Below are 21,522 nucleotides of genomic sequence, written 5' to 3'. Positions count from 1 at the left end.
AAGGAGACACCCCGTCATGTCCTTCTCCGACCAATTTTCGGCCGAGGCGATGGCCAGGGCCCGACTGGTCCTCGCCCTCGGGACCACCACCATGGTCGCCGCCGTGCTCGCGACCCCCCTCTCGTCAGCAGTCGCAGCGACCGTCGGCCCGGACAGCGCGATCGTGTCCGGCACCGTGTTCGAGGACCGCAACGGCGACGGCGTCCGCAACGACGGCGAGCCCGGCGTCGCCGACGTCATGGTGTCCGACGGCCTCAACATCGTGCGCACCGACAACCGCGGCGCCTACCGTGTCGAGCTCGACCCGGCGCGTCGGATCACCGACCTCGTCTTCATCACTCAGCCGGCCGGCTACATCGCGCCCCCGGACGAGTCGATGACCCCCAAGTTCTACGCCAACCTGGGCGAGGTCGCCCTCGGCGACGAGCGCACCGCCGACTTCGCCCTGGAGCGCAAGCCGGGCTCGGAGAGTGCGGAGTTCACCTTCGCCAACATCGCCGACCCGCACATCAACCCGCAGCTGCCCGAGCAGATCCGCGAGATCAACTCGACCAGGTCCAAGCTGGACTTCATCCAGATCAGCGGTGACTTGACCGAGGGCGGCACCGACGCCGAGTTCGACAAGTACAAGGCCGCCGCGGCCGGGTCGAGGCTGCCGATCTGGCCCGCGGTCGGCAACCACGAGTACAACAGCCGCAACGGCACCGGGTACGCGGCCCGGATCGACAGCTACCGCAGGGCCGTCGGCCCGGAGTGGTACTCGTTCGACTACGGCAACCGCCACTTCGTCGTCATCGAGAACAACGGCGCTGCCCCGTTCGAGGAGCAGCTCGACTGGTTCCGTACCGACCTCGCGGCCAACGCCAAGGACAAGCGGGTCGTGGTCATCACGCACCAGCCGATGAACATAACCTTCGGCGCCAACTCGACCTACGACCAGTACGGCGACCTGCTTGAGCAGTACGGCGCCGAGTTGGTCCTCGTCGGTCACGCGCACTCAAACGACACCGAGGTCAACAGCGAGTTCATCTCCACGGCCAAGCACGTGCAGACCAACTCCAGCTCCTACACGGTCGACCAGTCCCCGCGCGGCTTCCGCTACGTACACATGACGGGCAACCACTTCACCAACCCGTTCCGCATGTACGACATGGTCGAGACGATGGCCCTGACCAACCCGGTGCCCAACCGCCCGGTGGCGGCGGCTGCACTCGACGAGATCCAGGTGAACGCGTACCACACGGCCGACGAGGTCAGCCGGGTCATGTACCAGCTCGACGGCGAAGGCCCGTGGCGCCACCTGAATGCCTCCGGCGAGTTGTCGTGGTCCGCGGCATGGCGGGGTCCGCGTGCGACGGTCGGTGAGCACAGCATCGAGGTCAGGGCCGAGGCGCCCGGTGGCCGCGAGTGGTCGGAGACGTACTCGTTCACCGTCACCGACGGCCCCGCGCCGGCACCGACGGCGACCAACGACTGGTCGCAGCACCAGGGCAGCGCCCAGCACCGCGGCGTGGCCGAGCAGGACCTCGGTCGCGACCTCGATCTGGCCTGGATCTACAACACCCCCGGCACGTTCCTCAACGGCTCCCCGACGATCGTGGACGGCGTCGTCTACGCCGCTACCCGCGACGAGAACGGCCACGGCAACAGCGCCGTCCACGCCGTCGACCTCGCCACCGGCGAGCAGGTCTGGGAGTTCGCCACCGACACGTCGGTGAGCCGGACCATCGCCGTCCACGACGGCGTCGTCTACGCCCAGAGCATGCGGGCGAACCTGTACGCAATCGACGCCACGACCGGCAAGCTGCTCTGGAAGCGCTCGCCCGAGGCGGCCCCCACGCCCTACACCCAGCGCAAGCTGGGCGGCTGGGGCGTTACCGTGGCCGACAGCAAGGTCCTCTGGGCCCACGCCGAGCGCTACGGCTTCGGCAGCCGGGGCGCCCTCGAGGCACTTGACCCCAAGACCGGTGAGAACATCTGGCGCTCGCCGATGGTCAACAACGAGATGGCCGGCGGCACGCCGGTCGTCGAGGACGGTCGCGTCTTCGTCGGCAATGGCGGCGGCAACGGCGGCAAGGTCCTCGGCTACGACCTGAGGACCGGCGCACGGATCTGGGAGTCGTCCAACGTGCTCAGCGGCACTGGCAGCGGCACCCCGTCGGTCGCCGACGGCCGCGTCTACGTGGGTGAGGACAACTCGCTGGTGGCCCGTGACGCCGTGACCGGCGTCGACCTGTGGGTCCACCGGAGCGGCGGTCCCTCGCTGCAGTCCAACGACGCCACCCCATCCACCGCGGCCATCGCCGGCGACACGGTGTACATGGGCTTCCCCGACGGCCGGGTCACCGCGCTGCGCGCCGCGACCGGTGAGGTCGTCTGGAGCACGATGACGCCGGGCAACATCGACCAGGGCGGCGTGTTCGGCTCGCCAGTGATCAGCGGCGACACCCTCTTCATCGGTGCCAACAACGGCCACATGTACGGCTTCGACCGGGCGACCGGTCAGCAGGTCTGGGACTACGAGACCGGAGCCTGGAACGCCACCGGCTTCGCCGTGACCGGCAACACGCTGGTGTTCGGTTCGTGGGACGGCAACCTGTACGCCTTCACGAAGGGCGACTGAGTCGTCCGTGGGCCGGTCACTGCGGTGGCCGGCCCACACCCGCGTGGCCCGCGATTCATGCAGGCCGTCACGGACAACGCGGCGCGCGGTACCAGCACGTGCTGCCGAGCAAACGGCTCCCGGTCTTGGCGCCCCTCACAGAGCGGGGGCGAGCCGGTGCGCGACCATCACGTCACGGGCGTGGAACTCATCCACAGTGGTTTGCAGCAGGCGCCTCGAGGCAAATGGTGACAGGTACAGACGTCACGATGTCGCTCTGTCGGACTCCGTCGTGCGGATCAAGGACGAGGTCTGGGCTACGGAGAGCTTGGGGGCAGGCGACGCGCCACGAGAGCATCTTTCGCGGTTGGAAGGCCGGGTTGCCCACAGCGGCCAACGAAGGGCGACGGGACCGCCCACCTTCGGCTCGATCTGCTCCGCTCGTCCGCGTCATAGTGGGCACTAAGGGCTACGTCTTCAACGTGACTGCGCCCTGCATGGAACTACCGCAGGCTCGACTAGGTTGAGCAGGCCGAGGTGGAGCCAAGCGAACGTTTGCCCAGGTCAGCGTGCAGTGGTTTTCGTCACTGCGGTCAACACCGCAAGTACCTACTCCCAACGCTGAGCCGTGCGCCTGGCCGGGAAACCCAGGAGTGGGCCCGCCAGCCCATGCTGGGCCGGGGCACTTGTTCTGCGAGATACGGCTGGGTCATGCGTTGTCTAGATATCCCAGGTGGCTAACGCGTCAAGCGGCGACACCAGCGCGGTGCGCCCAGGCGGTGGCTTCGTCGTAGTTGGTGCGGTGCCGCAGGCAGCCGTCGAGGATGCCGACGAGGCGGTTGGATAGGGCCCGGAGTGCTTGATGGTGGGTGGCTCCGCGGGCTCGGTGGTGGTCGTAGAAGGCTCGGGCGCCGGGTGAGCCGTTCAGTGCGGCGAAGGCTTGTTGGTGCAACGCGTCGCCGAGACGTCTGTTGCGGGCGTACCTGGCCAGGACGACTCGTCGGGTTCCTGAGGTCTTGGTGATCGGGCTAGTGCCGGCGTAGTTGCGGCGGGCTTTCGCATCGAGGAAGCGGTCCTTGTCGTCACCGAACTCGGCTAGCACCCGGGCACTGAGAACCACACCGAGCCCGGGTTGGCTGGTGAGGATCTCAGCGTCCGGGTGCTGGCCAAAACACCGCTGCACCTCGGCTTCGAGCGTTGCGGTCTGGGCGACCATCGTGGTCAGCACCGCGACCATCGACCGGACGCTGATGCCGTATGCCTCGGTCAACGCCTCAGGCAACTCGAGCTGCTCGCTGTGGAGCGCGCCAAGGATCTCTTCGGCGCGGGACTGCAAGTTGCGCTGCCGGCCCGCCTTGCGCAACACACTGACCACGCGTGTACACGTCAGTGCTCTGCCCGTCCCGGGTGTTGGCGCGATGGTCAGCACCGCCAACGCGTCTCGTCCGGCCAGGTCATTGCTGAATGCCTCCAGCGCGGCGGGATAGAACTCTCGCAGCATCGAGCGGAGCTGGTTGGCCTGGCGCTGCCGGTTCCAGATCAACGTCTGGTGGGTGTGCGCCAATGTCTTGATGACCTCGGCCTGCTCACTGTCACCGGCCAACGGCCGATGGTGGCCACGGTCGACGCGGACGATCTCGGCGAGCACGTGTGCGTCACCGGGGTCGCTTTTGGCACCCGAGGTGGTGTGTCGTTCGCGATATCGGGCGACCTGTAGCGGGTTCAGCGCGTAGACCACGTACCCGGTCGCGACCAGTGCCTGGACCCATCCACCACGGTCGGTTTCGATCCCGACCACCACCGAGGCAGGTTCGGCATCATCGTCGAAGTGGGCGCTGAGCAACGCATGCAGCTGTGCCAGCCCGCCTACCCCTTCAGGCAGTCGCCGTCAAGCGAGCACACGGCCGTGCTCGTCTTGAAGCTCAACGTCGTGATGCGCCTCGGCCCAGTCGTCACCCAGAAACAGCACCGGCTTCCCTTTCCGTCGTGGAACAGATTCGTCCAGAGGAAGCCTGCAGCGCCCTAATGGTTCAGTGCTCACCACACGTAGCGGGGCACGGCATCCCAGCAGCCATCACGCCTCCTCGTTCACCGGCAGAGGCACGATCTAGACATAGACCTCGAGGGCCAGTAGCCGCGAGTGCTCATCCACCGGTGGACTCGGCCACCACTCTGGTCGAAACCGCGGTGGTGCGCACCCATTAGGTGGTCGGCATGACTCGCTCCTACTACGCGGATCGCGGCCGAAGAGTGCTCCCTGCGAGGGTCCGCAAGCGGGCTACAGGGAGTCGAGCCAGTGATGGCCCGGAGCCACGACCTCCAATGCGGATCGCATCCACGCCCGGCGCTCGGTGGTGAGCAGAGGCAAGGTCGCCTCGAAGTCGGGCTGGTCCTTAGGCCGCCCCAATCGGGCCTTGTAAACAAGGACGATCTCCGGCAGCAGATAGCGGATGCCGTCGGAGGCCGTCCAGGTCACCTCCGATACCTGTGCCAGGTGATCATCCAGGAACTTGTCGGTCCACTCGCCGCTCGAGGAGGGCGTCAGTGGAATGTCGAGAACCCACGGCGAGCGTGCGTCCCTCCTCAACCAGAGCTGACTCCGCGGCTCGTCCACCTGCATCCACCTGTCACCGAGTGGGTGCAGCACACCTCCGACGTTGTTCCACACATGCCACCGGCCCCGGAAGTGCTCCACCAGGGACCCCACGTCGGTCGACAGGATAGAGATGTCGGTGTCCTCGTGCTCGCGGCGGTAACCGGTGGCAGCCTCGATCGCCCAGCCACCGACCACCCACCATGGACGCTCGAACCCGTCGAATTCGTTGGCCGCCTCGGTCGGGGTCAGCGGATCCCAGTCGCCGTAGAGAGCCAGGAATGCGTCGTCCTCGGCCTGCTCACCTGCTGTCCGAATCAACGGCTCACGGTCGTCATCGGTCGCCACGGTGTCGAGGCTACGGCAGTCTGGGCGCCCGCTCGCTCATCCGCACGATGGTGCGCTCGTCGCGGCAGATCCGGGCGTTCGGGCCGTGGGCTACGCGGGTGATGCGACGGGACGAAGTCGAAGCATGAGGTCGTCGTCGGGTAGGCGCTGCACTTCCTCGATGGACCACGCCCGGCGAGTGTCTAACAACCCGAAGGCATCCCACTCGTAGTCCCCGATGTGCGAGAGTCGGCCCCGCACAGTCAGGTCCGAGCCGATCTCGATGTCTGATGCAGGTCCCGTAATCTGGCACTGCAGTAGGTCACCGTTCACCGACAACACCACGTCGGTTCCCGCATGACGAGGTCCGGAGCCCATGTCGGATTGGTAGTCCGTGGCCGTGACAACGGAGCCCGTCACGACATACTCGACCGCATCGGGGTCGGCGGGGGCTCAGTTAACTGGTGAGATGCGCTCTCGCGCCGGGGCTAGGGACGGCTCGACCGTTCCGCTGACACGGATTGCTTCATTCGAAAGGACTCCTCCGGCAACGGGTTGGTCGCCCAACTCCCAAGCCCTCACCCGCACCCACAGAGACCCGTCCCACTGAGATCGCACGTCCACTAGCGGATCATGTCAGCAGAGACGCCCGCTTATCGGCAGATCCGGACGCGCGTTGGTACAACGCTTGCGACAATTTGTCCGCGCGCACAAATCCCTGGCCGAGGGTTGCTCGGGCTCGGGTCCGCCGCGGGGGTACCCCACCCCCCCGGACAGTCTCAGACCGCTCGGGGGCGCGGGCGGGTAGGCGGGGGGTGGCTGGACGGGAGCCCTGCGCGGTCGCGCGAGAGACGGGGGAGGACACGCTTGGACGCGGGTAGTGCATGACATCCATGTGAACCCTGCACGCCAACAGTGCCCGCGAGGCTCTGGTGAAGATGTGGACCCTGCCGCTGCTGGCGGGTCCAAACATTCGAGCCCGCGATGGAGTGTCTCCCACGCGACAGCCAGGAGGTTCGGCCCGGATCCAACGTCGGGAACATCAACTCCTTCTTGCACTGGGATCAACAATCCCTCGCACTGAGGGCGCCTAAGGCTCTAGACGGAGGCCGTTTCCCTCGTGTTCATTGCCGACCCCGAGCGTGGTCTCCATTCGTTGTCGTGTCAGCGCGGTGGGCTCGGGTCCAGCTACTACTGACACCGCCGCGGCACTGCCAGTCTGACAGGAGAGTCTTGGCGCGTATGGAAGGACCCGTCCTGCTTCCGCGCGGCGTCGCCTGTACGGTTCTTCCGCCGTTCGCGGTCCGTCAGTACCGGTGGTAGGCGCGCTCGAGTCGCCTGGATCCCTGCTCCGGGAGTGGCGCATCCGGAACGAATGGACTCAGAGCGAGCTGGCCGACGTGGTCGGCGTGACTGCCGCAGCGGTCAGCGCCTGGGAGACTGGGTCCCGCCGGATCATGCTCGACTCTCTCGTCCGGCTCGATGCAGTCCTCGGCGCCGACGGCTGCCTGATCGATCTTGTTCGTGCGATCGGCTCGTGCGCGCTCGAGCCGCGTAGCCGCTGGGGCCACATCTTCGCGGAGCCCGGGCCGGCGTGGGTGTGGCTCCGAACGGCCGACGGGGCGAGGCTGCGGGGCACCTGCCACGGTGGCCTCCTGGGGTACGCGATCGATCACCCGCCCGGGCCAGGTGGAGTTTTCGCGGCGCTGCCGATGGCCGACCCGCGGTGGGACGTCCGGGTGGAGCTCGAGGGACCTGCCTGGGTCGACTTCGGGCGGGGTACGCCGCCGTCGTGGCTGGACCTGCCGATGCTGTCGTCGGTCGCGCTCGTGCTCACTAGGCCCCGGGACAAGGGCGTCGGCTTCTACATCGAGGCCGTGCGCCGGCGCGACCGGGGTGACCCCGACACGCTGCGCGACCGGCTCCGAATCCTCATCGGCGCCGAGCGATGGGATATCCTGGAACGGCAGGTGCTCGCGACGGACGCGCCGCCGACTGAGCCCCCGGGGCCGCCCGATGCCCCCTGGCCGCCGCGAACCGCGGAGGAACGACGCCGGCTCCACCGACTGCTGCGCGAGACCCGCGGACTGTCCCAGGTGGACGCGGCCGAGATGGCGACCCGGATCGCCCGTACCTCACGCCCGCCGACGGCGCCGTCGGTGCGGCCGGTGACCGCGATGCAGGTCCACAACTACGAGCACGGACGCACCAGTCGCACCCGACACCTGCCGGCACTGCTCGACCTAGCCTACGGCGGTTACGGGTGGACCTGCTTCGAGCGCGTCCCGGTCGCCCGGCGCAGCAGCACGAGGTTCGAGGTCCCGTTCCCCGGCTTCTGGCTGGGGCCGGTCACCCTCGCTGTGCGGCCGGCCGGCGTCGCGCACCCCGGGGGTCTCACCCTGACTTGGCCCACGCGCAGACGGGACCGGGCACTTCCGGCCCACGGCGGGGTGCTGGGGTTCGTCCGGCGCCCCGGTGACGGCACTCTCACCGTGGAGACGCCCGCGGGCTGGCTGGTCGAGGCCTGGATGGGCTACGACCCTGACGCCACGGACGCCCTCGGCGACTGGGTGCCGTACGGCCCGGAGGCCGAGGACCAGGCCGTCGAACTGCTCGAGGCGAACGTGCTCGGAGCGTTCGGCATCACCGCGTGTGACGTGCGCCATGCCCTTTCCGGTAACTGCGAGCCGGACGGCTCCTAGTCAACCCGGTTCGCGCAACGTGTTCTTTCACCTAGCTCAACACATCACTGCACTGGCCGCCAGTCAACGATGAGGACCGGTCGTGTTCCCCCGCCGTTCACGTACCGCCCGGAGGGTCCGGACCTGTCACTCGTGCACTCGCGCGGTTGCTCGGGCCCGCCTTGTCGCTGCCGGATCGTCGGCAACCACCCACCAGTCAGGAGCACTCTTCTCATGCGGGTTCTGCAACCCCAGCGCCGGCGGTCACGCCCGGTCAGCAACGTGGTCGCCCTCCTCGTCGCCACCCTGGTGGCCATCGCCGGGCTGAGCGTCGCGCCCACAGCCGCTCATGCGGCTGACGACGATGTCGTCGCGATCCCCGACGCGAACTTGAAGGCGGCGGCCAACAAGTCGATCAGCACGAGTCGTTCCGCCACGCAGGACATCACCTACGCCGAGGCTGCGGCGCTGACGAGCTTGACCAACAGCGGGAACACCGGGGCCGCGGCTGGGATCGCTGACCTGACTGGGCTGGGGGCGTTCACGAACCTGACCAGTTTCGTCCGGCCCGTCGCGGTGGCTCGCTATGACACCTTCGGTGACCTGTCCCAGTTCGCCGGGCTGACGAAGTTGAACATCCTGGCACTCAACGGGACGGCAGCCGGCTCGGCAGGGCAGGTCAGCGACCTGTCTCCGCTGGCCAACTTGACCGCACTGCAGCAGTTGACCGTCGGCAGCCACCAGCTCACCGGCCTGAGCACGCTGCCTGATTTGCCGAACCTGACCGCGCTGACCCTGAGCAACAACAAGATCACCAGTCTGGCCGGCATCCCCAGCCTTCCGAAGCTGGTCACGTTGAACCTGCTCAACAACGGCATCAAGGACGTCACTCCGCTGGTCGGCAAGTTCGACCCCGAGGTACTCGCCACCATCAACCTTTCCGGCAACAAGGTCACCAACGCCTCCGCGCTGGCCCCGCTCGGCGAGAACGGCGCGAGGCTCGGTGCCTCGTCGAGCTCGGGAACAGGTTTGGTCCTGACGAGGAACCGGATCAAGGACTTCTCTGCCTTCTCGTCTTGGGTCAAGCCCCCCACGTCGAGTCAGGTGAACGAGCAGTCGGTCTACGCGGGCCCCTACCGGGCCGGTGGGATCAGCGTCACGCTGAAGGACGCGGACGCGACCGTCGTTCCCACCGTCGACCCGGCCGCCGGCGCCTACGACCCGGCGACCGGCAAGCTGACGATCACCGACCCCGCCGCCGAGAGCGTCGTGGTCTCCCCGAACTGGACGGTGCTCTTCAACAATCCGCCCGTCGACCCGGGCGACGAGACCGGCCCCCAGATCGAGGTGGCCGAGTGGCCCACAACCACCCCCCCCTATGCGCCGCTGACGGACGCCCCGCAGATCGGCCAGACGCTCCGCGTCAGCGACCCGGGCTCCACCTGGGCCACGATTCCCTGTGCGGAGTTCTCCTACCGATGGCTGCGCGACGGCGAGGAGTTCGCACCGGTCCGCAACTGGGTCGTGGACAACTCCGACTTCGGAAGCGATGTCTTCACCGGCTCTGACGAGCTGGGCGGCTCGGGTCAGGACAACGACGTTCTCGGCGGTGCGTACACAGTGTCGGCGACCGACGTCGGGCACGTGCTCTCGGTCCGCGTCACCTGCGATGCCACCGGTGTGACGAGCTCCTCGACCCCGACCGCGGTGGTCACCGCCGAGGCACCCGAGAAGCCCGTCGTCCAGGACCTGGAGGCCCCCACCACGTTCGGGCAGACCACCGGCGAGGACCGCACCTACCGGTCCGCCCCTCGGTCCGGCGTGGTGGGTGACCCCACCAACCCGACCATCCCGATCTACATCGGCCAGCTCGGCGCCAACGGCACCCTGGTCGACCCCACCCAGCTCACGGTCGCGCTGACCAACATCCGCAACGTCGCAAACCCGGTGAGCGGGTGCCAGGCGTGCCCCCCGCCCGGAGTGATCTCGGCCGACGAGGTGGCGATCACCGGGACCGGCGCGGAGCGGACCATCGTGATCACCCCCACCCAGGCCCCGGCGGTGGCTGACCTCAGGTTCACAGTGACCGGGACCACCGGCACGACCACCACGTTCGAGGTGGGCTACAAGACCTCGATGGCCACCACCGAGACCTCGCGGGTGCTGCTCGGCGTCAGCGACGCCTCGAGCGCCATCGGGGTCGGCGACGGCTACCTGATGGTCGCCGACGACGAGAAGCGCTCGATCCGGCTCTACAACGCGGAGGTCTCCGGCCGCGAGGTCTCCGAGTTCGGGCTCCTGGGCGGCAGCCGCGGCGACACCAGCGAGCTCGACGCCGAGTCCGCGGCCCGCAAGGGCGACTCGATCTGGTGGTTCGGCTCCCACGGCAAGGACAAGGACAACAAGAACCAGCCGTCGCGTCAGCAGATCTTCCAGACCACGCTGACCGGCACCGGCGCCGAGGCCCGCCTCACCCAGACCGGCACCGTCTACACCAATTTGAAGAACGACCTCATCGAGTGGGACCAGAACCACGGCAACCGGTTCGACCTCGCCGCGGGCGGCAGCGAACAGGGTCATTCGGTCAACGCACTCGACGGGTTCAACATCGAGGCCGCCGAGTTCTCCCCCAACGACAGTGCGCTCTACCTCGGCTTCCGGGCCCCGATCTCCCCGACCACCCCGGGCGGGAAGGCACTGATCGTGCCCGTCACCAACCTGGAGGACCTCACCGCCGGAACCGCGACCAAGGCCCACTTCGGGGAGGCAATCCTGCTCGACCTGGGCGGAGACAGCATCCGCGAGATCCGCAAGAACGCCCGCGACGAGTACCTCATCCTCTCCGGCAAGCCCGGTGAGCCGACCGCGGGCGAACAGGGCCCGAAGCCCCAGACCCTGTGGGCCTGGAACGGCGAGCCCGGCACCGCCCCGCGCAAGCTCACCACCCAGGTCCCCTTCGATGTCCAGCCCGAGTACACCGACAATGCCGGCGCCTGGGAGGGCATCGGCGAGATGCCCGAGCGGCTCACCCCCGGCGCCCCGGTCCGCCTGATCATGGACCAGGGCTACGACGTCCTCTACAGGGGCGGCGGCGAGAACAAGGACGACGGCAACGACTACACCAACAAGGCCCGCACCGACATTGTCACCCTCGCCGGCCCGGCCGGCACAGTCGCCGACCTGTCCGACCCGGGTGCATTCCCCGACCAGGTCGTCAACAGCATCGGCTCGGCCCGGACCGTGACGGTCACGAATGCCGGCTCGAACCTGCTGTACGTCGGTGCCGTCTCCACCTCCGGTGCCGATGAGTCGGCGACCGACTTCCTGGTCGCCGGCAACAGTTGCACCGGCAAGACGCTGGATCCCGAGGAGACCTGCACCATCCAGGTGCGGTTCGCCCCGTCGCGGGTGAATGCCACGTCAGAGGCCGAGCTCGTGGTCGAGAGCGACGTCCCCGGCGGCAAAAGCACGGTGCCGCTCACCGGCAAGGCGATCGCCGCGCCGCCGGGTGGCGGTGGCGGTGGCGGTGGCGGTGGCCCGACCGTCCCGCAGAAGGTCAACCCCGCGGTGAGCGCGGGCTCGACCACGGTTTCGGCGGGCGAGCCGGCGTCGATCACGGTGCAGGTGACCGGCAGCGGGTCGGCCCAGCCGACCGGTGCGGTCACCCTGCGCAACGGCGCCCAGAGCGTCGGCTCGGCGACGCTGGCCTTGGGCTCGGCGACCCTCACGGTCCCGGCCAGTGCTCTGAGCGACGGGGTCAACCTGTTCACCGCGGAGTACGCCGGCGACTCGGCGTACAACGGCTCCGGCGCGCGGGTCCTGGTGACCGTCGACAAGGCCACGGCGAAGGTCACCGCGAAGCCGACCGGCAAGGTCGTCGCCAAGAGGAAGGCGGCACTGAAGGTCACGGTCAAGGGTCCGGTGGGCATCACGCCCACCGGCCTGGTCACGGTCCTGGCCGGCGGTAAGGCCACCACGGTGCGACTGACCCACGGCCGCGCCACGGTGCGAGTCACCTTCAAGAGCGCGGGCAACCGCGCGGTGTTCCTCTCCTACGCGGGCAACGCCGACCTGTCCGAGGCCACGAGCATCGTGAAGGTCAAGGTCAACCCGGCCAAGAAGAAGAAGCACAAGCACGGCCGGGCGACCGGAACCGGGCTCACCGCCAGCGCGTGGCGGGCCAAGATGGCGCCCATCCTGAACTAGCGCCACAGCACCACACTGGTCCCGCCCTCCGCGAGGAGGGCGGGACCAGGCACGTGGTTGAGGAAGCAGAGCATGACCCCGCCGGCAACGGGCCACAGAACGTACCTGCTCGATCGCGCCGGTATCACGGCTCAATGCCACCGTCGTATCTCGCCGGGGCACTTAGGTTTGAATCGCCCTTTGTATGATGGAGGCTCGGGCTAATCAAGCGCTGCCTAACCCGCTACGTCGCCCGCGACCTCTACCGCCTGCTCAAAAAACGGGCCGGGCTCGCGGTGCTTGGAGCGGTGCTCGGAACGATCATCGCCATCCAATTCGGCTGACCCGGTCGCGGCGGAGACGCACTCATCGCGGCAGATCCGGGCGAGCGCGGCCGCCCTCGACGCGGACACAGCCCAACCACGATCACTCCTATGATGCGCAGATGGAGAAAGGCACCGACCTGGGACCGGTTCCCATTGCCTGGTGGCGCTTCCTGCTGGTTGGCGCGATGTGCGTCGCCCTGTACTTCGGCATCCGGGCTGTGTCCACGACTCACCAGACGCACCCGGCGTTTTTCGTCCCGGCCATCCTTCTCGGTGGGGCCCTTGACCTCCTGGCCGGGCGACGAGAAGTGGCTGTGCTGAGCTGGCCCAAGCGGACTGGTCACCGCGGACGCAGAAGCCGCCGTGCCGTGTCCAAGTCCGCCGCTCGTTCCTACGTGGCCGGTCTCGTGGGTGCCGGCTTGATTCTTGCCCGATCGCTTTCGTCCAGCGTGATGGAGTGGATGATGCTTGGGACGGTCGCACTGGTGGTGGGTGGCGCGGGGCACGCCTGGGTGATGGAACGCCACTACGAACAGGCGGGGGGCAGCCTCGCTGAATGATGTCGCAAGCCAACTCCGCCACGAGGCCACGGAATGGCAGACCCGCGCACATCGCGGCAGATCGGGACGTTGCATCCCGACGTGGCAACAGGTACTGCAGCAAGGGTCTCTGAAGCGTGGTCAGTCGGACCCGGAGTAGAAGCCGTTATCGCCAGGAAAGGCACAGTCGGCTTCGACAACCTCTAGGCCGGTCATGCCAGCATCAAGCAAGACCTTCCGGACCTCCCCGCTGATCGCCACTCGGCCCGTGCGTCGGCCTCGGTACATGCTGTGCACCGGGCCGGGAGTATCGACGTCCTCCAGTACCGACAGATAACCTTCGACGGGCGATCCGTTCCTGTAGCGGATGTCAGCTGGCCAGGTCTGTAGACGAGCGCCGCACGACTCGAGCACCGCACACATGCGTTCGCTGTAGACCTTCAGCCCGTCCCCGTACTGCCACAACGCGTCAACCAGGCGCTTGCCGTAATGCCCCGGAAGCGGCATGAAGTACCACTCGACGTCGTGAACTCCCGGTGGTCCTTCGATGGCCAGGATCTCGTGAACCGGCTCTCCCGACGGTGCCTCCCAGACGCCGTACTCGGGCGCCGAAGGCCCTGTTAACGACACCCACAGATCTCTAGTCGCAGCAGCCGCGCACATGGCATACCAACTCACGGTCAGGAACATAGCGCCCCACGGCTGTTGTAGGACGTCCAGATTCCCAACGCGGACGACACCCGATACCGATAGGCCGCACATCCGCTCATCGGCTACTTGTTTCATTGACCCAGGACCGGTGCCTGGCGAGCCGTTGGTTCAGATGGCGATGGGACGAGTCCCGAGGTGACGAGTACGGCCACTGGGGTCCGTTGACATGGCTCTTCGAGGTCGACGCCGACTCCTGGCCGCTCCGCCAGATCGAGATATACGACGCTGGCCCATCTCTTCGCTACGGCCCTGACCACGACGAGATTGAGTACGGCTTCCTCGGTAAGGCGCGCCTGGACGAGGCCGAGAACTGGCCCCTAGACGAGATCACGGCCAATGAGTTCGAGGCGGCGTGGATCGATCGCCGGTGAACGTCCTCATCTCGGCACGTTCGGATGTTTGGCTAGCTGCCTGAGGCCATGTAGGCCGCGAGGATGTAGTTGGGATGGCGATCGAGGTTCTTGCGGGCACGGTCCTAGCGCATGGTGGTTCGCGGATCGGCGTGGCATGCGGCGATCTGCACGTCGCGCAGGTCCACCCCGGCATCCAACATCGTGGTGACGAAAGTGTCGCAGCATGTGGGGGTGCACGCGCGGGAGCTCCATCCCGGTGGTCTCGGCCAGTCGTCTGAGCCGTCGCGTTGCGCAGTGTCGATCCATCCGGGTCGCGCGTCGTGTCAGCAGGATCGGGCCGTCCTCGCGAGCGTCGACGGCTCGCTCGATGGCGCGACCTACGGCCGGAGGGAGCGGCACGAGCACAACCTTGCCGCCCTTCCCGCACACACGCAGAACCCGGTGACCGTGCTCCTCACCCAGGTCGTCGATGTTGCTGCCAGTGGCCTCGAAGATCCGTAGCCCAAGTAGGCCAAGCATGGTGACCAATGCGAAGTCGTAGGTGTTGATCGAATCCTTGGCAGCGCTGAGCAGTGCCTCGAACTGGAGGTGGCTCAGTCCAGGGTCGGGGACTCCGGTGGGACGTTGGGTCGCCGGAAGTACTCGGCGGGCGAGTGCTCCAGTGCTCCGTCGATGACGCAGGTGCGATAGAACCCCGCGACCACTGACATCCGACGAGACACCGTCGATGGTCGGTACCGGCGCACCTCTTGAAGCCATCGCACGTACAGCTCGACATGGGGCCGTGAGGCAACGAGTGGGTCGAGCCCGTGGGACTCGCACCAGGTGAGGTGGCCCCTGAGGTCTGACTCGGTGTGGACACGGGATTGACCCTCGAACCGCGCCAGATAGGCAGCAACGGCCAGCCGCAGGACAGGGGTCGTGGAGACGACGACACCGGAGACGGCCGGGCCCGAGTGAGAGTTCTGCACCCCCTATTGCTCAAGCCACCGGCCCGCTCGTCAAGCAGCAACAGAACTCACGATCCGCGGCAGATCCGGGCAAGCGTAGCCGCCCGCACGCGGCAGGAGCGGACGCTTCCGAACGGGCGAAGGCAAGATAGCCGCCCGACCCGCAGTTGAGTGCGCGCGGGGGAGCCTTGCCGTCGGAACCGTCGGAACCGTCGGAACCGTGGGCATCCGGGTCGAGGACCGTCACGTTTACGGCGTGCCCCGCCCCGCCCCACACCAGGACCCGCCTTCGAGGACCGTGTCACGACCACCGACGGTTCCTCGGTTCCGGCGCCGGCATCGGAAGCCGCGGCGTCCGTTCGTTTCGGTGGCTGCGTCAGTGCTGCCCTGTGGCACGATCACGACATGACGACGGATCGGGCATCGCGAGTGGTTTCAACGGGGCTCGCAGCGATGTGCGTAGCTGTCGCCGCCGTGGGCTTTTGGGTGGTGGCGCGCGCGTTGGCCTTCGCCCTCGGGTGGGCCGCCGCCACCTCGGTCCTGATTGCGGGGCTCGTGGCTCTCGTCGTCGTCGGCTTGTTCGTGGCTCGCAGCCGCGGCCCGCGCCGCCCCTCTACTTCCTGAACCGAAGCACGGGTCCCGGGCGAGCTTGAGGAGCTCTGACAGCAAGGGAAGCGACATCAAACGCGGACGGGCGGACACGAGATGAGCGAAGAAGGGCCAGCGCCTCGCAGCCGGAGGGGGCCGCAGGCGGGTCTGTGGGTCGTCCAGCAGGGGGCTGGACTTAGGTTTTGGCAACGGGGCTTAGCTGTGGCCACGCTCGCGGTGGTCCTGGCCGGATCGATCTTCGCCTTCGTGAGCTCCGGCGACGAGCGTGCCGCGACCAACAAGTGCGAGCAAGCCGTACGGGACCGATTGAGAGCTCCCTCCACGGCAGAGTTTGGAGAAGCCTCCGCAGAGGGGACCAACGACCCGTTTGAGCGTGTGCCGGACGGCCAGTTGTGGGTCGTGGAAGGCGGGGTTGATTCGGAGAACGGGTTCGGGGCGATGGTCCGCAACTACTACAGCTGCCGCATGACGCATGACAGGGAACGCTGGCAGCTCATCTCTGTGAACTTCAGCGGCGAAGGTGCCGATGGTTTGGGCTGAACCGCTTATCCCAGCAGGGATGCAGTGGGCGGGGCGTCGCAGATCGCCCCCACCGACACGAACCTTCACCTCACCCCTGTCAACCACTCGACAACGGGCAAAGGATGCACGGACATCGGCATGAGAGTGCACACGCGGCGGTGTGACTAGGGGCGGCCTACGACGCCTGAAGGTCAGCCTCACCGGGGGTCTGCCCCCGCATCGGCGCTCGGATGTCGGAGTGGCACCAATCCGCCGCGGCCTTTGAGATGCAGTGACTTTCGTTGCTGCGGTCAACATCCGCGATTGGGCGGATGAGAGGTCCTATCCACCTATGTGGCGAGGACGCCGGGAGATCAAATCGCGGCGAAGAATTGCGACCTTTGCCGTGCCGTGCTGGCTGACAGGCGTTTCTGTCACCTGACCGTGAAGCAGACCCCGTGACCTTCTCCGCGACGTCGCCCGCCTCATCAACCGAGCCGAGGACTAGCTGCATGAACCCGTCTGGAGCGTCCCGGTCGCGGGCCGTGCTCAACGCGGCGCCCCTGGTGGTCGTCGCAATCCATGGCGCCAATGAAGGAGTTCGTCCGAACTCAGCCTCCAAGCCAAGCTGCTGTCCCAGCTCAGGCACACGGCAGCAGCGCGGGCTCTTGGCGGCAAGGTCGCCCTTGCCCTGACAGCGGCATGATCGGTCTCACCTGGTGGCACTCGCGCTCCAGCCGGTGGTATCGAGGACGCGGTCTGCAACCTGCTGCGACGTGAGTCCATCAGTGTCGATCACTACCCCTGGCAAGGGTTGCCTGGTGACGCGGGCCTCATCCGCGTCCCCGGCTGCAACGGTGGGTTCCATCTCGTGCGCGCTGTACCCCAGCAGCATGCCTCGTCGGAGCACCCGGCGTCGCCGTTCCTCGGAGCCGATGCGCAGCCGGACTACGGTCCAGTCCGCATCGGGTATCTGGCTCGTCACCAGGTTGATGAGGCTGGCCGAGTCCAGTCCGCCAGACACGACAAGACACCGAGCGCCGTGCGCTCGGAAGACTTCCCAACAAGCCGACATGGCGGCGGCCTTGACCCGGAAGTTGTCCGGGTCGTCCGCAGGCGCAGGGTGGGACATGCCTACGTCATCCAAGTCGAGTCGCGCCGTCGGTGTTCCACCCTGGTAGAGGCGAGAGAACACGTGGTACGAAGTATCCGACTTCCCGGTCCCCATGGCGCCGATGAGTAACAAGGCGGGGGTTCGGAAGGGCTGGCTGGTCGGCGTCCTCACTCGGGCAGTGTGGCGGATGCGGCCTGCACGTGTCGCTCGACTTACGCACGCTCATCGGGCTAGGTCAGTTCCGGGGCGCGGTGGATAGACGCAGGGCTGAACGCGTGCATCGCTTCATGTTGAGGCTATGTCACCGTCTGCGGGCGCGAATCAGGTAGACAACCAGCGCCACTCCTGCAGCAATGACGAACGCGTTGACGAGTGGGTTCGTCACTGAATCGTTCAGGTCCAACAGATAGTTGGCGGCCCATAGTCCGGCGAGACCGATCACGAGGACGAGACAGAACAAGCCAACAGCGCTTGCGATCACGACTGTCTTCTCGTCACGTTGTTGTTTGGGCCGCACCCGTTCATCTTGCCTTTCACTGGTGGTCGAGCGCACACGCATCTCGACCGACATGGATCAAAGCGGCTGGCGTCGACCGAAAGGTCAGCCAGACGGTGGCCGCTCGCGGCGCGTCGACCCTGTGCCAGTTCTAGATGCTTAGGTGGATAGCCGTTCAGTCGCCGCGACGGCAAGTGAGTTGGTGCCTGCCGGGAAGTCCTCGTCGCGTGGGTACGAGAACGACGAGCACAACAGGATCCTGCGGCGATGGGATACTCGTAGCGATGCCTACTGCGCGCAGACCCCGTCGGCCCGATGTCGCTGCAGCCGAACTCATTGGAGGCGTTGAGAAGCGCCATCTCGTCCTGGCTGACTACGACGCCGCCTGGCCGGAGGCGTACGCCGGACACGAGCGACGCATCCGCGGTGCGGTCGGCCCCACCGTCCAGTCGAGCACCGAGGACCTCTCCGAAGGGCGCGTTCGGACATCTGTGGGAACAGACGCTATGCGTCATTGGTGAGCGGCTCGGCGAAACTTTGGGGCGTTCCCTTGAGACGTGGCGGCCCGTGACCCGATCCCCACTGGGTCGCTGCAGTCTGGACGGCGCGACCACCTCACACCGGATCCCGGCCGCGTTCAACGACCGGGACAGCCCGAACCCGGTCGGGCCGGCCTCGTAGGCCACCGCCACCGGCCCGGCCAGGTCACCGAGCCAGGATCGGATGTGCTCGTGCGAGGGGGTCAGCTTCGCCTGGACCAGCTCGCCCGTGACGCCATCGATCGCTGCTGCCGCGACCGATCGGGCGTGCACGTCGAGCCCAACGCTCGTACGCTCGGCAAACACCGGGGCCTCCCACAACTGGGTCAGCGGCAAGTCCGCCTGTCGGGACAGCACCGCCGCGAGATCGCCCAGCGCTACCGAGCATCGGGAGCGAGCCGCGCCAGTGAACGGAGAGTCGAGACAGGTCGGCGCAGACCTATTCGCCCGAGCAGTTCCGCGGCGGGTCGGAGGTCACGTCAAGAGTTCGCAGCCGAGCCAATCCTCGGCGTTCTTCACGCCGGGCAGTGCGAAGAAGTATCCGCCGCCGACGGGCGAGATGTAGTCGACCAGCGGCTCACCTGCGAGGCGCTTCTGCACGGTGACGAATCCGGCGTCCAGGTTGCGCTGGTAGGCGACGAAGACCAGGCCCATCTCGAGGTTGCCGTTGAGGTCGATGTCGGCGTCGTAGTTGTAGGCGCGGCGCAGGATGCGGTTGGCCTCGGTCTCGTGGGTGCGCGGATTGGCCATCCGGATGTGAGAGTCGAGGCGGGTGACGACTCCGGTCGGATCGGTGGCGAACTCGGGGATGTCGGTCTCCTTCCGGCCGCCCATCGGGGCTCCGGTATCCCGGCGGCGCCCGATCATCTTCTCCTGCTCGCCGATGGTGACCCGGTCCCAGAACTCCACGAACATTCGGATGATCCGTACTACCTGGTAGGTCCCGCCGTTCGCCCAGGCGGGCTCGCCAGCGCTAGTCCAGACGAGGCGGTCCACCTCCTTGGCATTGTTGACGTCGGGATTGGAGGTGCCGTCCCTGAAGCCCATCAGGTTGCGCGGTGTCCCGTCGGGCCGCGGCGGTGAGGCGAAGCCGTCGATGCGCCAACGCGGTTGGAGTGCTCCGCGGGCGTGTCGGGTCAAGTCGCGCAGCGCATGCAGGACGGCGTCCTGGTTCTCGGCGCATACCTGCACGAGGACGTCGCCGTGGCAGCGCGCGGGGTCAAGGTTGTCGTCCTGGAAGGTGTCCATGGGACGCAGCCGTGCTGGCTTCTGGTCGGCCAGGCCGAAGCGTTCGTCGAACACGCTCGAGCCGAACCCGAACGTCATCGTGAGGCCGCTCGTAGGGACGTCCGGACCGAGCACTCCCGAGTCTGCGGGTGGTGCGGTGTTGCCCATCTGTGGAGGGGTGCCCCCCGAGGCGAGGAAGCGAGCCCGGTCGGTCAACGCTCTCATCGCCTCGGCGAGCTCGGCCTTGGAATCGACGACCACGTCCATGGCGAGGAAGGCGGCGGCGGCCTGGCGCGGCTGGAGAATTCCTGCCTGGTGCGCACCCTCAAAGTCGTAGGAGGTGCGGACACCGGCCGCGGGATCAGCACCGTCAGCCGCGGTCTCGGCGACAGCAGCGGTGAGTCCGACAGCGCTGCCGACAGCCGCGCCGCGGAGGAAGTTGCGGCGGTTCATCGTCATGAGGCCCTCCTGGGCTCGAGTACGACGGAGACGGGCGCGAGCAGTTCAGTCAGCTGCGAGATCGCCGCGTTCACGCGCTGGCGGGCAGGTCGGGCCAGCTCGCGGATGTCGCTGGAGCCGGCCTGGGCGATCGCGTCCCGTGCTGCAGCGATGCCGGCGTCGATGGGCCGGAGGTCGATCCTGCCTTCCAGAGGTGGCTGCATGATGTCGAGCACCTGCACCGTGCCATCGAGGTTTGCAGCCACGGACTCCAGTGACGCGTGGGAGCCGAAGTCGTCCTCGCCGGTCAGCGACATCTGCAGAGAGTTCTCGGTGATCTCGTGGGCACGGATCGAGAACGTCAATGCGTCGATGGAACCGGGCGCGACCTTAATCTCTGGAGCCGTGGGATTCTCCTCGGGGGGCAGCACCATCAGCGCGGCCAGGCCACGCACATCTGTCACCAGCCGGTCGGCGAGGGCGACCAGTGCCTGCGGCTTGGCCGCGCCCCACAACCCATACTCGATCGCGTGGAATCCTGTCCAAGCCGGGTCATGCGTGCCCCGCCGTAGTCCGTACGGTAGGCCGTTGATAGACCAATCGAGATCGCCGAAGGCGCCGTAGGCTGCGCCAAGCCGTTCGTACTGGGCGTGTCCGTCGCGCCACGCCGCCTGTGCCTTGACCCTGTCTCCGGTCGATAGCGCGGCGCGCATGCTCTGCACGTCGCGGACTAGTGCGGGAAGCTGGGAACTGACCCAGGTCTGGTAGTCGCGTATCGGTTGCGCGAGATCGTCGAGCGTCACGGCACTCACCCCGGTGGCCGCACCCGGCGGCGTCTCGCCGGTGAGGTGGAGCGTGGGTCCGCGAACCGCGCTGGAGGCCTCAAGCAAGCACTGGATCGCGTAGTCGCCCGGACTGAGCGCGATGTCGAGGTTGGCTGTGGAGCCCGCTGCCAACGGTTCGATGTCGGCGAAGATCGCGCCCGTGGGAGCTCCCGCCCGGCCGACGCCGACGATGCGGACCTCGCCGTTCTGGTTGTCGGAGTTGGTGAATGAGAGGTGGAAGCTCCCGGTGCTGCTCGGTTGCCAGCCCTTCCCGCACCCGAGGACCGAGACGTTGACTGTGGATGAGGGCGACCTCACGAGGGCCTCAACCGCATCGACGGCATCGGCCGTGTGGCTGGAGCACGCGACGAGCAACCACCCGCAGCTTACGAGCATCAGGACGGCGGCACGTCGGTCGGTCACTAGGAACATCCTCGGTGAGGGGTTGGAGGGGTGGGGGGGGGGGGGGGGGGGGGGGGGGCGCCCCCCCCCCCCCCCGCACCCGGT

13 protein-coding genes and 1 pseudogene are annotated in these 21,522 nt (G+C 67.4%); 6 read left to right on the top strand and 8 right to left on the bottom strand.

What is annotated here, in order from left to right:
• Positions 1-16 precede the first annotated feature (16 nt).
• On the top strand, positions 17-2,623 hold the full coding sequence (locus tag ACP7BP_RS00255) for a PQQ-binding-like beta-propeller repeat protein (RefSeq protein ID WP_426241376.1): 2,607 nt from the start codon (positions 17-19) through the stop codon (positions 2,621-2,623).
• A 724-nt stretch (positions 2,624-3,347) separates the two neighbouring features.
• Here ACP7BP_RS00255 and ACP7BP_RS00250 read toward each other — a convergent pair.
• Positions 3,348-4,571: pseudogene (locus tag ACP7BP_RS00250) on the bottom strand (IS110 family transposase).
• Positions 4,572-4,880: 309 nt separating this feature from the next.
• Positions 4,881-5,543: a hypothetical protein gene (locus ACP7BP_RS00245; protein ID WP_426241375.1), complete on the bottom strand. Its 663-nt coding sequence runs from the start codon at positions 5,541-5,543 to the stop codon at positions 4,881-4,883.
• A 1,295-nt stretch (positions 5,544-6,838) separates the two neighbouring features.
• Between ACP7BP_RS00245 and ACP7BP_RS00240 the strand changes: the two genes are divergently transcribed.
• The 3 genes from ACP7BP_RS00240 to ACP7BP_RS00230 all read left to right on the top strand — a co-directional run bounded on the left by ACP7BP_RS00240 (position 6,839) and on the right by ACP7BP_RS00230 (position 13,274).
• The gene (locus ACP7BP_RS00240) at positions 6,839-8,224 is read left to right on the top strand and encodes a helix-turn-helix domain-containing protein (RefSeq protein WP_426241373.1); all 1,386 of its coding nucleotides are present in this window, start codon (positions 6,839-6,841) and stop codon (positions 8,222-8,224) included.
• Positions 8,225-8,437: 213 nt separating this feature from the next.
• Positions 8,438-12,409: an Ig-like domain repeat protein gene (locus ACP7BP_RS00235; RefSeq protein WP_426241371.1), complete on the top strand. Its 3,972-nt coding sequence runs from the start codon at positions 8,438-8,440 to the stop codon at positions 12,407-12,409.
• Positions 12,410-12,833: 424 nt separating this feature from the next.
• Positions 12,834-13,274, top strand: a complete 441-nt coding sequence (locus ACP7BP_RS00230; RefSeq protein WP_426241369.1) for a hypothetical protein — start codon at positions 12,834-12,836, stop codon at positions 13,272-13,274.
• Between the two features lie 120 nt (positions 13,275-13,394).
• On the opposite strand, the gene ACP7BP_RS00225 is transcribed toward ACP7BP_RS00230, so the two are convergent.
• Positions 13,395-13,931 (bottom strand): hypothetical protein, encoded by a 537-nt coding sequence (locus ACP7BP_RS00225; RefSeq protein ID WP_426241367.1) that lies wholly within the window; start codon positions 13,929-13,931, stop codon positions 13,395-13,397.
• Positions 13,932-14,125: 194 nt separating this feature from the next.
• Here ACP7BP_RS00225 and ACP7BP_RS00220 point away from each other — a divergent pair, with 194 nt between their 5' ends.
• Positions 14,126-14,335, top strand: coding sequence for a hypothetical protein (locus ACP7BP_RS00220; RefSeq protein ID WP_426241365.1), 210 nt, complete (start codon positions 14,126-14,128; stop codon positions 14,333-14,335).
• 6 nt (positions 14,336-14,341) lie between these two features.
• Here ACP7BP_RS00220 and ACP7BP_RS00215 read toward each other — a convergent pair whose 3' ends face one another.
• Positions 14,342-15,076, bottom strand: coding sequence for a tyrosine-type recombinase/integrase (locus tag ACP7BP_RS00215; RefSeq protein WP_426241363.1), 735 nt, complete (start codon positions 15,074-15,076; stop codon positions 14,342-14,344).
• Between the two features lie 1,001 nt (positions 15,077-16,077).
• On the opposite strand from ACP7BP_RS00215, the gene ACP7BP_RS00210 reads away from it, so the two are divergent.
• The gene (locus ACP7BP_RS00210) at positions 16,078-16,416 is read left to right on the top strand and encodes a hypothetical protein (protein WP_426241361.1); all 339 of its coding nucleotides are present in this window, start codon (positions 16,078-16,080) and stop codon (positions 16,414-16,416) included.
• 673 nt (positions 16,417-17,089) lie between these two features.
• Here the strand turns inward: ACP7BP_RS00210 and ACP7BP_RS00205 are convergent.
• From ACP7BP_RS00205 to ACP7BP_RS00190, 4 genes are all read right to left on the bottom strand, one after another.
• Complete coding sequence (locus tag ACP7BP_RS00205; protein ID WP_426241359.1) at positions 17,090-17,509, bottom strand: hypothetical protein; 420 nt, start codon at positions 17,507-17,509, stop codon at positions 17,090-17,092.
• Between the two features lie 283 nt (positions 17,510-17,792).
• Entirely contained in the window at positions 17,793-18,062 is a 270-nt protein-coding gene (locus ACP7BP_RS00200) for a hypothetical protein (RefSeq protein ID WP_426241357.1), read from the bottom strand.
• 938 nt (positions 18,063-19,000) lie between these two features.
• Complete coding sequence (efeB, locus tag ACP7BP_RS00195; RefSeq protein WP_426241355.1) at positions 19,001-20,212, bottom strand: iron uptake transporter deferrochelatase/peroxidase subunit; 1,212 nt, start codon at positions 20,210-20,212, stop codon at positions 19,001-19,003.
• Positions 20,209-21,438 (bottom strand): imelysin family protein, encoded by a 1,230-nt coding sequence (locus ACP7BP_RS00190; protein ID WP_426241353.1) that lies wholly within the window; start codon positions 21,436-21,438, stop codon positions 20,209-20,211. Before ACP7BP_RS00190 ends, efeB begins: the two co-directional genes overlap by 4 nt.
• Between the last annotated feature and the right edge of the window lie 84 nt (positions 21,439-21,522).

Origin of the sequence: Nocardioides sp. LHG3406-4, from assembly GCF_049897745.1 — a bacterium.
Classification (GTDB): Bacteria; Actinomycetota; Actinomycetes; order Propionibacteriales; family Nocardioidaceae; genus Nocardioides.
Note: the sequence above shows the minus strand (reverse complement) of the source record. Positions and strands in the feature narration are given on the sequence as shown.

Coding starts and splice junctions, on each gene's coding strand:
- ACP7BP_RS00255 (WP_426241376.1), top strand. CDS start 17: ATGTCCTTCTCCGACCAATTTTCGGCCGAGGCGATGGCCAGGGCCCGA.
- ACP7BP_RS00235 (WP_426241371.1), top strand. CDS start 8,438: ATGCGGGTTCTGCAACCCCAGCGCCGGCGGTCACGCCCGGTCAGCAAC.
- ACP7BP_RS00230 (WP_426241369.1), top strand. CDS start 12,834: ATGGAGAAAGGCACCGACCTGGGACCGGTTCCCATTGCCTGGTGGCGC.
- ACP7BP_RS00215 (WP_426241363.1), bottom strand. CDS start 15,076: ATGGCTTCAAGAGGTGCGCCGGTACCGACCATCGACGGTGTCTCGTCG.
- ACP7BP_RS00205 (WP_426241359.1), bottom strand. CDS start 17,509: ATGTCCCACCCTGCGCCTGCGGACGACCCGGACAACTTCCGGGTCAAG.
- ACP7BP_RS00200 (WP_426241357.1), bottom strand. CDS start 18,062: ATGTCGGTCGAGATGCGTGTGCGCTCGACCACCAGTGAAAGGCAAGAT.
- efeB (WP_426241355.1), bottom strand. CDS start 20,212: ATGACGATGAACCGCCGCAACTTCCTCCGCGGCGCGGCTGTCGGCAGC.